The organism is Murinocardiopsis flavida (genome assembly GCF_003014485.1).
Classification (GTDB): Bacteria; Actinomycetota; Actinomycetes; order Streptosporangiales; family Streptosporangiaceae; genus Murinocardiopsis; species Murinocardiopsis flavida.
This window is the reverse complement of sequence record NZ_PYGA01000005.1, coordinates 252,424-263,943: the sequence shown is the minus strand read 5'-3', so window position 1 is coordinate 263,943 and position 11,520 is coordinate 252,424. Positions and strand designations below refer to the sequence as shown.

Below are 11,520 nucleotides of genomic sequence, written 5' to 3'. Positions count from 1 at the left end.
TATGAAACAGGAGGTAGTGCGCATGGGTGTCGATGGCAGGGCAGTCACGGTCACGGCCCTGACGCACCGGGGCGCCGTGCGCCAGGCGAACGAGGACGCCGTGGTCTTGGGTGCGCTCACCGTCGCGGGCGCCGACATGGACGCGCCGGCGCGCTGCGATCTTCCCTTGACCGGTCCGGTCGTCATCGCCGTCGCCGACGGCCTCGGTGGGCACGCGGCCGGAGAGATCGCCTCCGAGCACGCCGTCCACCGGATGGCCGAGAGCAATCACCAGTTGAACGGACCCGAGGACGTCGACACCCTGCTGCGGCACATCGACGACGAGATCAAGGAGCACGCCCTCCAGCATTCGGAGTTCTCCGGCATGGGCACCACGGTCGCCGGGATGCTCCTCACCCCCGACGGCAGCTTCTGGTTCAACGTCGGCGACTCCCGCACCTACCGCCTCGAAGGCTCGCGGATGCGGCAGCTCTCCCAGGACGACTCCCCGGCGCTGCCCCCCTCGGAGGACGGCAAGCCGGTCACGACGAACTTCATCACCCAGTCGCTCGGCGGCAGCGGGTCCACCGCCATGACCCCGCATGTCGGCGCCGACCCCGAGCCGGGCCCCGGCGCGTGGCTGATGTGCAGCGACGGGCTGTCGGACCTGGTGTCGCTCGAGGAGATGGAGCACATCCTGTCCGAGTCGACCGGCGACGACGCCGCCGTCCACACGCTGTGGAAGGCCGCGATGGAGGCCGGCGGCCGCGACAACATCAGCATCCTGCTGCTCCGCAGGCACTGACGGCACTTGATGCACTGAAGGCATGCGAACGGCCGCGCCCCGAGCACGGGGCGCGGCCGTTCGCATGCCACAGGGCTCCGGCTACTCAGTGCCGCCGGTGCCGCCGGTGCCGCCGCTGTCCCCGTCCCCGCCGCCGGGGCGGCGGCCGCGCAGCCGCAGCAGCAGGATGACGATGATGCCGATGAGCGCGATCGCGCCGATGGCGCCGCCCACCGGGCCGAGCGCGCTCATCGGGTCGTCGGGCGTGCTGTCGGCGGCCGGTGCGGGCGTGCTCTCCTGCTCCCCGCCGCCGGCGGGGGACGCGCTCGGCGACGGCTCGGCGACGCCCTCCTCGGTGAGGGTGAAGGTCAGCTTGTCCTTCAGCGGGTGGCCGTCGGCGGAGATGATCCGGTAGTCGACGGTGTACTCGCCGGCCTCGGTCAGCGATTCCAGGCCGACGGACGCCTCGGGGCCGTCGATCGCCGCCTCGCCGTCCTGCACCTGGGTGCCGCCCGGCGCGGTGACGACGATGCCGTTGCCGCCCTCCATGACGTCGTCGTTGAAGGTCAGCACGATCTCGTCGGGAGCGGTGCCGACGCTCTTGCCGTCTTCGGGCGAGGAGCTGATGAGCGTGTTGTGCGCGAGTGCACCGGGGGCCTGGCCGAGAGCGGCGGCCGAGGCCGCGGCGAAAGCGGTGAGGAGTACGGCCCAGCGGCGGACCGCGGGCGTGGTGGGCGTGGCGGTGGACATGAGGGACCTCTTCGTTCGAGCACGGGCGCGCGGCGCGGACGGCCGCGGCGGATCATCGCGTCCTGCGGGGGCCGCGGGTAGGCGCGGTTCCGCGGGACGGCGGGACTCAGGGGGTGCCGTGCGGCCGACCCGTGCGGGTCAGGCCGCGGCCCGAACGGGCGGGGCCCGGGTCCGCGGGCGGCCCGCTGCGGCCGTGCGCGGCAGGGCCGCCGGGGGCCCCGGTGTGCGGGGCGCCGTGCCCAGGGTGAGGACGGTGCCCGGCGCGCGGAGCAGTGCGGGCACGGCGCGGTCGATGAGGCCGAGGAGGGTCCACAGGGCGTGTTCGCCGCGGCTCAGCAGCGCGGCGGCGAGGAGCGCGGCCCACAGGTGCGCCACGAGCATCCCGGCGGAGTAGCCGAACAGGGCGTGGCCGTGCTGTGCCGATCCCGGGCCGCCGGTCATCGCGGCGAGGTGGTCGGCCGTCGCGGGGGCCGCGGCCTGGAAGAGCAGGTGCAGGACCACCTGGGCGGCGGCGAGGACGGCGAATATCTCGCCGAAGCCGCGCTGCTCGCTGGTGAACCGGGCCAGTGGGAGCGCGGTGAGGAGGGTCGCGGCCGCGAGAGCGGGCCCGGACGCCGCGCCGCCGGGGTCGCCCCCGGCGGCGATGTGCCCGCCCCAGGCCAGGCCGGTGCACCCCACGGCGAGGACCGCCGTGCGGAGCGCCCACAGGATGCCTTGAGCGGGAGTTCGCACGTTGTCAGAACCTAGCCGATCGTCGGCTGCGGGTCACCAGCGGTCGCCGGTGGGGGTCAGACGGCCGGTGCGAGCTCGCGGCGCAGGTACCGGCGCTCCTCCGGGGTCGTCCCGCCCCAGACGCCGTCGGCTTCGCCCGCGCGCAGCGCCCAGGTCAGGCACTCCTGGCGCACGGGGCAGCTGCGGCAGATCGCCTTGGCGAGCTCCGCGTCGCTGCCGCCCGGGCCGACCGAGCTGACGGGGAAGAACAGCTCGGGGTCGTAGCGGCGGCACGCGCCGTGGCGGACCCAGTCTTCGCTTTCGTGGTAAAGGCGGTTCACCAGGCGCCTCCGATTCCTGGTTCGTGTCCTGCATGGCATCGCTGCCATCGGGAAGCGTGCCGACGTGCGGCACCGCGTGTGCGGGGTGGAGACCGGTGTTCCGGTGCCCCCCTCGCGCCTCGACTTATTGTAGTACTACGTCAGGTCGTACTACGCGAAGTCTGCTAAAAATTCCGTTCGGATGCAATGGCGTGAACGGTGTTTTTGCACTCGGCGGTGCAAAGGATGACCGGTCGAACGCGCGTGCGGAAAACGGGCCGCCGTCGGCCGCTGCGGCGGGGGCGGCGGGCGGAGCCGCGGGGCGACCGAATGGCGCACCGAGTTGCTGATGGGGAAACGCGGTATGCGGCCGCTTCGGCCGCCAAGGGGTGATTCGTCGGAATTTGCTGTGACTTACCTCATCCTTAAAATTCGCCGCGCCTGCTCTATGTTTGGCTGTGACCCGCTGTGACCGACCCCGGAGCGCCGGGCCGCGCACCCGCGCCGACGCCTCCTCCGGACCCTCGCGAACCGCCTGCTGAGAACGCGATACAACGCGATGCCCGGGTGCCCCGCGGACGGTGGGGGCACCCCTCTCCGAGCCCTCGACCAGGGGTAAAGGGGCTAGCCATACCCGCAGGCCATGCGGTGAAACATGGGCGGGCACATCGCCGCGGATCCCGCTCAGATTCGTGCGCTACGTTCCTGCGACGTGCCCCTTCAACAGTTCGAGCCCACGGAAAGCGACGACCAGACCACCCGGCCGCACAGCGCCGGGGGCAGCGCGGCCGACCCCGCCGAAGGCTCTGACGGCGGCGGCACCGGTGCCGGTGACGGCGGTGCCGGCGGTGACAGTGGTGACGGCGGTGCCGGTACGGAGCGACCGGACACCGGGTCCGCCCTGACGCTGGTCCCGCCCGCGTTGGAACACGGCCGCCAATTGTGGCGGCTGGCGGGCGACGCCGGCCTCGACGTCAACTCGCCCTACGCCTACGCCCTCTGGTGCCGGGACTTCGCCGCGTCCTCGGTCGCGGCCCTCGACCCCGGCGGGACGGTACGCGGCTTCGTCATCGGCTACATCCGGCCCGACGACCCCGACTGCTACTTCCTCTGGCAGGTCGCCGTCGATCCCGCCATGCGGGGCCAGGGCCTGGCCGGGCGGATGCTGCGCTGTATCGGCGACCGCGTCGCCGGCAACGGCGTCCACCGACTGGAGGCCACCGTCACACCCGGCAACGCCGCATCGCGCGCGCTCTTCGCGTCCTTCGCCCGCGAGCGCGGCACAGAGCCGGTCTGGACACCGCTGTTCGAGAGGTCGCACTTCCCCGACGGGGCAGCACACGACCCCGAGGAACTGGTGCGCATCGGCCTGGCCTGAGCGCGCCGGCGACGGCACCGCAGTCCGTCCCCCGACACCACCCCAATGGGGAAAGGATCCAAGGAATCACGATGGAGATCTTCGAACGCCTCGAATCAGAGGTCCGCAGCTACTCCCGTGGCTGGCCGGTCGTTTTCAACGAGGCGCGAGGCAGCTACATCCACGACGAGACCGGCCGTCCCTACCTGGACTTCTTCGCGGGAGCCGGGTCGCTCAACTACGGGCACAACAACCCCGAGCTGAAGAACCCGCTGATCGACTACCTGCTCGCCGACGGCGTGGTGCACAGCCTCGACGCCTACAGCACCGCCAAACGCGACTTCCTGGACACCTTCGGAGAGGTGATCCTGAAACCGCGCGGGCTCGACTACAAGGTCCAGTTCCCCGGGCCGGCGGGCAACAACGCCGTCGAGGCCGCCCTGAAGCTCGCGCGCAAGTACACCGGCCGCGAGACCGTCGTCAGCTTCACCAACGGCTTCCACGGGATGACCCTGGGCGCGCTCGCCGTCACGGGCAACTCGATGAAGCGCGGCGGCGCCGGGGTGCCGCTGGGCCACTCGGCCACGATGCCGTTCGACAACTACATGGACGGTCAGACCCCCGACTTCCTGTGGCTGCGCAGCCTGCTGGAGGACAGCGGGAGCGGGCTGGACAAGCCGGCGGCGGTCATCGTCGAGACGGTCCAGGGCGAGGGCGGCATCAACGTCGCCAGCGCCGGATGGCTCCAGGGCCTCGCCGAACTGTGCGCCCAGCACGAGATCCTGCTGATCGCCGACGACATCCAGATGGGCTGCGGCCGGACCGGCCCGTTCTTCAGCTTCGAGCACGCCGGGATCGTGCCCGACATCGTGACCCTCTCGAAGTCGATCAGCGGATACGGCCTGCCGATGGCGCTGACCCTGTTCAAGCGCGAACTCGACGTGTGGGAGCCCGGCGAGCACAACGGCACCTTCCGCGGCCCCAACCCGGCCTTCGTCACCGGCACCGCGGCCCTGAAGCGGTTCTGGGCCGACGACGCCCTGGAGAAGGAGACGGGGGTCAAGGGCGACCTGGTCGAGGCGCGCCTCACCGCCATCGCCGAGGAGTTCCCCGAGACCGGTGCGCACGTCCGCGGGCGCGGCCTCGCGCGGGGGCTGGCGTTCGACAGGGAGGGCGTCGCGAAGAAGGTGTGCAAGGAGGCGTTCGACCGCGGCCTGCTGATGGAGACGTCCGGCCCGGAGGACGAGGTCGCCAAGCTCCTGCCGCCGCTGACGGTCACCACGGAGGAGCTGGAGACGGGCCTCGACATCATCCGCGATTCCGTCCGCGCGGCGGTGGGCGCCGTGCCGCAACCGGCCTGATCGGAGGCCGGTTCGGGATTCGGAAATTCAGGTGGGATCGCCTCGTGCGCGCGGGTGCACCCGGCGTGTAGAAACGCAGGGCGGGGCGTTCCGTTGCGCCCGGGACCGCCGTGGACACCACCGAAAATCGCGCGCATGTCAGATGAGGAGCAGACACCGTGATCATTCGCAGTATGGATGACGTCAACGACACCGAAGCCGACATCAAGACGGAGAACTGGCGCAGCCGCCGGATCGTGTTGGCGAAGGACGGAGTCGGCTTCTCGTTCCACGAGACCGTCCTCTACGCGGGCACCGAGTCGAGCTTCTGGTACGCGAACCACATCGAGCTCGTGCACTGCATCGAAGGCGAGGCCGAGATCACCAACGACGAGACCGGGGAGAAGCACCTGATCACCCCGGGATCCCTGTACCTGCTCGACGGGCACGAGCACCACACGGTCCGCCCCAAGACGGACTTCCGGGTGCTCTGCGTCTTCAACCCGCCCGTCACCGGCAGGGAGGTGCACGACGAGAACGGCGTGTACCCGCTGCTGACGGTCGACGGCGAACCCGTCGGCTGACCGCGTCGACCGGCCGGCGGTGCCGCCGCCGGCCGGTCGGCCCGCCGGGCCCGCGTGTGGCGGGTCGGGCGCCCACCAGGAACCCACCTGAGGAGTGAACCCCACCGGGGTATGGCCATGACTGTGTTGACGACTCAATTCGAGCAGCCGACCATGGACGACTACCCGACCCGCAAGAACGCCGAGCCCGCGCTGCTGTACCGGCGCGAGCGCGCCGTTCGCGGCGGGCCCGACGACGGCCCGCTGAGCGGCGGCGAACTCGACGGGTTCGACGCGAAGGGCTACCACCAGGAGGACGCGCTCGTCACCCCCGCCGAGGTCGGCGCCTACCAGGCCGAACTCGACCGGCTCCGCGCCGACGAGGCGGTCCGCGCCGACGAGCGCACCGTCATCGAGCACGGCTCCGACGAGGTCCGCTCCATCTTCGAGGTCCACAAGCTCAGCGAGGTGTTCGCCGCGCTGGTCCGCGACCCCCGCGTCGTGGGCCGCGCCCGCCAGATCCTGGGCTCCGACGTGTATGTGCACCAGACCCGGGTCAACTACAAGCCCGGTTTCGGCGGCGGCGACTTCTACTGGCACTCCGACTTCGAGACGTGGCACGCCGAGGACGGCATGCCGGCGCCGCGCGCCGTGAGCCTGTCGCTGGCGCTGACCCCGAACCACCCCTACAACGGTTCGCTGATGATCATCCCCGGCTCGCACAAGACCTTCGTGAGCTGCGTCGGCGAGACCCCCGACGGGCACTACCGGGAGTCGCTGAAGGGGCAGCGGGTCGGCACGCCCGACCAGGCCAGCCTCGGCATCCTCGCCGACAAGCACGGGATCGACCTGCTCACCGGCCCGGCGGGCGCCGGGCTGTTCTTCGACAGCAACTGCATGCACGGCTCCGCGGGCAACATCTCCCCGTTCCCCCGCTCGAACGTGTTCATCGTGTTCAACAGCGTCGAGAACGCCTGCGTGGAGCCGTACTCCGCGCCGTCGCCCCGCCCGGAGTTCATCGGCGCGCGCGACTTCACGCCCGTCCGCTGACACCGCCCGACAGCGGATACGGGTGATCGGGCGCAGACGGGACGACATCGGGCGCGTTGGTGTCGCGTGTCAATCGGAACGGTCACGGTTCACAAACCATCACGGCCCGGGCGTTACGGGCCCATCAGTGGCGGGCAGGGCCGCTTTACGGTTATCTGTGACTGACCAGAGGCTTCGACGCCGCATGGTCCGAGAGGTTGGGACCGCTTCCGTGTGGCTCATGACGCGTGCTCTCCCCCATGAGAACTGAGCGCAGTGAGCCGTGCGCGGCGCCCCGACCCGTACACGTTCATCCCGCACGGCACGGCGCCCTCCTCACAGAGGAGGGCGCCGAGCTGGTTCCCGAGGAGTTCGCACATGACACGAATCAGGGGGAGCAGCATGGACCGCCGCCGCTTTCTCACCAGGGCCGGTGGGGCGGGGCTGGCGGCAGTGTTCGCCCCGACACTGTTGAGCTCCTGCTCGCGCATTGGGACCGGTAACACCTTCGACCGCATCAAGGAGCAGGGCTTCATCACCGTCGGGTTCGCCAACGAGGCGCCCTACGGCTACACCGACCTGGCGACCGGCCAGCTCACGGGCGAGTCCCCCGAACTCGCCCGTGCGATCTTCAAGGAGTTGGGCGTCGACACCGTCGACGGCGTCTCCGTCAAGTTCGACGGGCTGATCCCCGGCCTGGTCGGCGGGCAGTTCGACATGGTGGCGGCGGGGATGGCCATCATCCCGGAACGCTGCCTCGAGGTCTCCTTCACCAATCCCGAGTACCTCAGCCGCACCGCGTTCATGGTGCCCGAGGGCAACCCGAACGGCATCACGACCTTCGGCGCGTTCAAGGAGAACCCCGACCTGACGCTGTGCGTCATGGTCGCGACCGTCGAGGCGGACATGGCGAAGGACCAGGGCGTGCCCGAGGGGCAGGTGCAGACCGGTCCCGACGCGCCGAGCTGCTACGAGCTGCTGGAGACCGGCCGGGTCGACGCCGTCGCGCTCACCGCGATCTCGCTGCGCTGGATGCTCGACCTGCGCAAGGGCCCCTTCGAGGTCACCGAGGGGTTCTTCCCTCTCGACGAGAAGGGCGAGAAGATCATCGGCGGCGGGGGCTTTGCGCTGCGGCAGGACGACGGGAGCATGCGGGACGCCTTCAACGGAAAGCTGGAGGAGTTCAAGCAGAGCGGCCGGCTGCTGGAGATCATCGAACCGTTCGGGTTCTCCGAGCAGGAGCTGCCCGGCGACCTGACGGCCCGGCAACTGTGCGAAGCCTGAGGGGATCCAGATGGACTTCATCACCGATTCACTGCCCCTGTACATCAACGGGGCGCTCTACACGCTGCTGATCACCGTGGGCGGCTGCGCGCTGGCCTTCGTGATCGCCATGTCCGTCGGGATCCTCGGCACACTGCGCAGCCGGGTCGCGCGCGCCGTCGCGAGCATCTACGTCGAGGTGTTCCGCGGCGTCGCGGCCCTGGTCCTGATGTTCTGGATGTTCTACGCGATGCCGCTGGTCACCGGGTACCTGCTCGACCCGGTGTTCGCCGCGATCCTGGCACTCGGGCTGAACGTCGGCGCCTACGGCGCCGAGAACGTGCGCGGCGCCATCAAGGCCGTGCCGGCCGCCCAGTACGAGGCGACCATCGCGCTCAACTTCACCCCGGCGCAGCGCCTGCGCTCGGTGATCCTGCCGCAGGCGTGGGCGCAGATGCTGCCCACCTTCGGGAACCTCATCATCGAGCTGATGAAGGGCAGCGCCGTGGTCTCGCTGATCGCGGTCTCTGACCTGACCTTCGTCGGCGACCAGGTGCGGGCCTTCACCGGCCAGACCCTCGCGGCCTACACCGCCGCGCTGGTCATGTACTTCCTGCTGGCGCAGGTCTTCCTGTACTTCATGCGGATGGCGGAGCGCAGCGCGAACCGGCGGCTGGGCCGTGAGCCGCTCAAGGCCAAGAAGAGCACGCCGGCCGTTGCCGGCGCGGGAGGTGCGGCGTAATGGACTGGGGATTCATCGGGGACAACTTCCCCGCGCTGATCGAAGGGCTCCAGCTCACCATCCTCGCGACGGCGGTGGGCTACGTCGTCGCGCTGGTGCTCGGGCTGCTCGTCGCGATCGCGCGGCGCAGCGCGCCGCGGCCCGTCGCCTGGACCGTGCACTGGATCATGGAGTTCATCCGCTGCACGCCGTTGCTCGTCCAACTGTTCTTCCTGTTCTACGTGCTGCCCGGGTTCGGCATCAGCCTGGGCCCGCTGGCGGCCGGCATCATCGGCCTGGGGCTGCACTACGCCGCCTACACGGCCGAGGTCTACCGGTCCGGCATCGAGGGCATCCCCAAGGGCCAGTGGGAGGCCGGCCGGGCGCTCAGCATCTCCCCGGGCCGCATGTGGACGGCCGTGATCCTGCCGCAGGCGATCCGCAGGGTGATCCCGGCCCTCGGCAACTACCTCATCGCGATGTTCAAGGACACGCCGCTGCTGTTCGCCATCACGGTGCCCGAGATGCTGTTCAAGGCGAACGAGCTCGCCGGCACGAACTTCAAGTACCTCGAAATGATCTCCACGGTCGGTGTGCTCTTCATCATCGTGAGCGTGCTCTCCGCGGTAGTGATCCGATTCCTGGAGCGACGCTATGCCGCAGTCTGACGACAACACCCCCGCCGCCCGGGAGGCCGCGGCCGGGGTCCCCAAGCCCCGCAGCGAAGAGGGCTCCCCCCTGATCCGGTTCGACAAGGTGGTCAAGCGGTACGGCGACAACACCGTCCTCGACCACCTGGACTTCAGCGTCCAGCCGGGGCAGCGGGTGTCGCTCATCGGGCCGAGCGGTTCGGGCAAGACCACTATCCTGCGGCTGCTGATGACCCTTGAGCACGTCACCGACGGCGTGATCTGGGTCAACGGCGACCCGCTGAGCCACGAGTACAAGGGCACCGACCTCGTCAAGGCCGGCGAGCAGCACCAGCGCGAGGTGCGCAAGAAGATCGGGATGGTGTTCCAGCAGTTCAACCTGTTCCCGAACATGACGGTGCGCCGCAACATCACCGAGTCGCCGATCCACACGCTCGGTGTCTCGCGCGACGAGGCCGACCAGCGGGCGGCGGAGCTGCTCGACATGGTGGGGCTGAAGGAGCGCATCGACGCGCACCCCACCCAGCTCTCCGGCGGCCAGCAGCAGCGGGTCGCGATCGCCAGGGCGCTGGCGATGCGCCCGGAGATCCTGCTCCTCGACGAGGTGACCTCGGCGCTCGACCCCGAACTCGTCGCGGGCGTCCTCGACGTCCTCCGGGAGATCGCGCGCACCACCGACATCACCATGCTGTCGGTGACGCATGAGATGCAGTTCGCCAAGGACGTCTCGCACCGGGTGCTGATGTTCGACAAGGGCAAGATCGTCGAGGAGGGGCCGCCCGACCAGATCTTCGGCGCGCCCGCCGAGGACCGCACTCGGGAGTTCCTGCACGCCGTCCTGGAGGGCTGACCCCGAGGCCCCGGCACGCGGCCGCCGTCCGTGACACACCGTCCCCCCGGGGACGGCGGCCGCACCGCGACGACCGCGCCACCACGCGCCACGGTCGGCGACATTTGTCGCCCATTAAGTTACTTTCAGTTATATAGCCAGGTAGGTGATGTTGCCGGTGGTGGGCGCGGAATGCGGCCCACCGCCAAGGGGGACGACCAGTGAGAGCAGTGCGCGGTCCGGTGGTGGTGGGCTGCCTCGTCCTCTATGCCCTCGCGCTGGTGAGCGTGCTGCCGGGGCCGCTCTTCATCGGCGCCGGCAACGACACCGGGGACGTGCCCGAGGGGCTGTGGGCCGTGTGGTTGGCGCCCCTCGTCGGGATCCCGCTGGTCTGGGCGTTCGCCGTGTTCGCCGACCGCACGAGCCTCGACACCGCCGTGCGGGACGCGCTCGCCGAGCACTCCCTCGGCAGGGAGGTGTGCTGGCTCGCGGTGTGCCTCCTCGGCTTCCTCGGCGGAAGTGTCGCTCTCGCCTGGCTCTTCGGCCTGTTCTCCGCCGACTTCCTCCTCCTCGCTGCGCCGGTGATGCGGGTGCTCTTCCTGTTCGTCGTGCCGCTGCTGTTCACCGACCGGGCGGGATTCACGGTCAGCGCGGGCCGGAGCATGGCCTCCCTCGCCATGCGGATTGACCTCCCGGCCGAGCGCTGGCGCTGGCTCGGACTCGTGCCCGTCCTGCTGTGCCTGGCCGTTGTCGCCGCCGTCGAGTTCCGTGCCCCGTTCACTCCGCTCGCCCTGCTGATCGGGCTGGCCCTCGCCGCGGTCGTCGTCCCCGAGGAGCTGTTCTTCCGCGCGCTGCTGCAAACCCGGCTGGAACTGCTCCTGGGCCGGTGGGCCGGGATCCTGGCGGCGTCGGTGGTCTACGCGCTCACCTACGCGCTGCTGGGCCGCTACAGCGCGTTCCCCGGGCCGGCCGGGCCCCTCGCCATGCGCGGCGTCGACTTCGCCCTCGCGTCCTACGGCATCCTCGGCCTGCTCTACGGCTTCGTGTGGTCGATGTACCGCAACATCTGGCTGACCCTGCTGCTGCGCATCGGCGTCATCTCGCTGCTCGTCATCCCCACGATGGACCTCGTCGGCTGACGGCCGGGCGCGGCCCGCACGGGGGTGCGGGCCCGGGGCGGGTGCCATAATCGGGGCACCGCGGCGCGGAGGGGACCCGGTCGAC

General features: G+C 70.3%; 13 protein-coding genes. 10 read left to right on the top strand and 3 right to left on the bottom strand.

Going from position 1 to position 11,520, the window contains the following annotated elements; translation table 11 throughout:
• Window positions 1-22: 22 nt before the first annotated feature.
• A complete protein-coding gene (locus CLV63_RS09920) occupies window positions 23-784 on the top strand; it encodes a PP2C family protein-serine/threonine phosphatase (protein ID WP_106582635.1) in 762 nt (253 codons plus the stop codon).
• 81 nt (window positions 785-865) lie between these two features.
• Here CLV63_RS09920 and CLV63_RS09915 read toward each other — a convergent pair whose 3' ends face one another.
• The 3 genes from CLV63_RS09915 to CLV63_RS09905 all read right to left on the bottom strand — a co-directional run bounded on the left by CLV63_RS09915 (window position 866) and on the right by CLV63_RS09905 (window position 2,565).
• Complete coding sequence (locus CLV63_RS09915; RefSeq protein WP_106582634.1) at window positions 866-1,513, bottom strand: copper resistance CopC family protein; 648 nt, start codon at window positions 1,511-1,513, stop codon at window positions 866-868.
• 138 nt (window positions 1,514-1,651) lie between these two features.
• Window positions 1,652-2,245 carry a hypothetical protein gene (locus tag CLV63_RS09910; protein WP_146165539.1) on the bottom strand — a complete coding sequence of 198 codons (594 nt, stop codon included), beginning with the start codon at window positions 2,243-2,245 and terminating at the stop codon, window positions 1,652-1,654.
• A gap of 56 nt (window positions 2,246-2,301) precedes the next feature.
• The gene (locus CLV63_RS09905) at window positions 2,302-2,565 is read right to left on the bottom strand and encodes a WhiB family transcriptional regulator (protein WP_106582632.1); all 264 of its coding nucleotides are present in this window, start codon (window positions 2,563-2,565) and stop codon (window positions 2,302-2,304) included.
• A gap of 691 nt (window positions 2,566-3,256) precedes the next feature.
• On the opposite strand from CLV63_RS09905, the gene ectA reads away from it, so the two are divergent.
• From ectA to CLV63_RS09860, 9 genes are all read left to right on the top strand, one after another.
• On the top strand, window positions 3,257-3,922 hold the full coding sequence (gene ectA, locus CLV63_RS09900) for a diaminobutyrate acetyltransferase (protein ID WP_342751373.1): 666 nt from the start codon (window positions 3,257-3,259) through the stop codon (window positions 3,920-3,922).
• 71 nt (window positions 3,923-3,993) lie between these two features.
• Window positions 3,994-5,262 carry a diaminobutyrate--2-oxoglutarate transaminase gene (ectB, locus tag CLV63_RS09895; protein WP_106582630.1) on the top strand — a complete coding sequence of 423 codons (1,269 nt, stop codon included), beginning with the start codon at window positions 3,994-3,996 and terminating at the stop codon, window positions 5,260-5,262.
• A gap of 158 nt (window positions 5,263-5,420) precedes the next feature.
• Window positions 5,421-5,825: an ectoine synthase gene (locus tag CLV63_RS09890; protein ID WP_106582629.1), complete on the top strand. Its 405-nt coding sequence runs from the start codon at window positions 5,421-5,423 to the stop codon at window positions 5,823-5,825.
• Window positions 5,826-5,978: 153 nt separating this feature from the next.
• Window positions 5,979-6,854 (top strand): ectoine hydroxylase, encoded by an 876-nt coding sequence (thpD, locus tag CLV63_RS09885; RefSeq protein ID WP_394339756.1) that lies wholly within the window; start codon window positions 5,979-5,981, stop codon window positions 6,852-6,854.
• Window positions 6,855-7,211: 357 nt separating this feature from the next.
• Complete coding sequence (ehuB, locus tag CLV63_RS09880; RefSeq protein ID WP_245928688.1) at window positions 7,212-8,117, top strand: ectoine/hydroxyectoine ABC transporter substrate-binding protein EhuB; 906 nt, start codon at window positions 7,212-7,214, stop codon at window positions 8,115-8,117.
• Window positions 8,118-8,127: 10 nt separating this feature from the next.
• Window positions 8,128-8,838 (top strand): ectoine/hydroxyectoine ABC transporter permease subunit EhuC, encoded by a 711-nt coding sequence (gene ehuC / locus CLV63_RS09875; RefSeq protein ID WP_106582627.1) that lies wholly within the window; start codon window positions 8,128-8,130, stop codon window positions 8,836-8,838.
• On the top strand, window positions 8,838-9,485 hold the full coding sequence (gene ehuD / locus CLV63_RS09870) for an ectoine/hydroxyectoine ABC transporter permease subunit EhuD (RefSeq protein WP_106582626.1): 648 nt from the start codon (window positions 8,838-8,840) through the stop codon (window positions 9,483-9,485). Before ehuC ends, ehuD begins: the two co-directional genes overlap by 1 nt.
• Window positions 9,472-10,317 (top strand): ectoine/hydroxyectoine ABC transporter ATP-binding protein EhuA, encoded by an 846-nt coding sequence (gene ehuA / locus CLV63_RS09865; protein WP_106582625.1) that lies wholly within the window; start codon window positions 9,472-9,474, stop codon window positions 10,315-10,317. The genes ehuD and ehuA overlap by 14 nt, the downstream gene beginning before the upstream one ends.
• A gap of 200 nt (window positions 10,318-10,517) precedes the next feature.
• A complete protein-coding gene (locus tag CLV63_RS09860; RefSeq protein ID WP_146165538.1) occupies window positions 10,518-11,435 on the top strand; it encodes a CPBP family glutamic-type intramembrane protease in 918 nt (305 codons plus the stop codon).
• Window positions 11,436-11,520: the final 85 nt, after the last annotated feature.

Coding starts and splice junctions, on each gene's coding strand:
- CLV63_RS09920 (WP_106582635.1), top strand. CDS start 23: ATGGGTGTCGATGGCAGGGCAGTCACGGTCACGGCCCTGACGCACCGG.
- CLV63_RS09915 (WP_106582634.1), bottom strand. CDS start 1,513: ATGTCCACCGCCACGCCCACCACGCCCGCGGTCCGCCGCTGGGCCGTA.
- ectB (WP_106582630.1), top strand. CDS start 3,994: ATGGAGATCTTCGAACGCCTCGAATCAGAGGTCCGCAGCTACTCCCGT.
- thpD (WP_394339756.1), top strand. CDS start 5,979: ATGGACGACTACCCGACCCGCAAGAACGCCGAGCCCGCGCTGCTGTAC.
- ehuB (WP_245928688.1), top strand. CDS start 7,212: ATGACACGAATCAGGGGGAGCAGCATGGACCGCCGCCGCTTTCTCACC.
- ehuC (WP_106582627.1), top strand. CDS start 8,128: ATGGACTTCATCACCGATTCACTGCCCCTGTACATCAACGGGGCGCTC.
- ehuD (WP_106582626.1), top strand. CDS start 8,838: ATGGACTGGGGATTCATCGGGGACAACTTCCCCGCGCTGATCGAAGGG.
- ehuA (WP_106582625.1), top strand. CDS start 9,472: ATGCCGCAGTCTGACGACAACACCCCCGCCGCCCGGGAGGCCGCGGCC.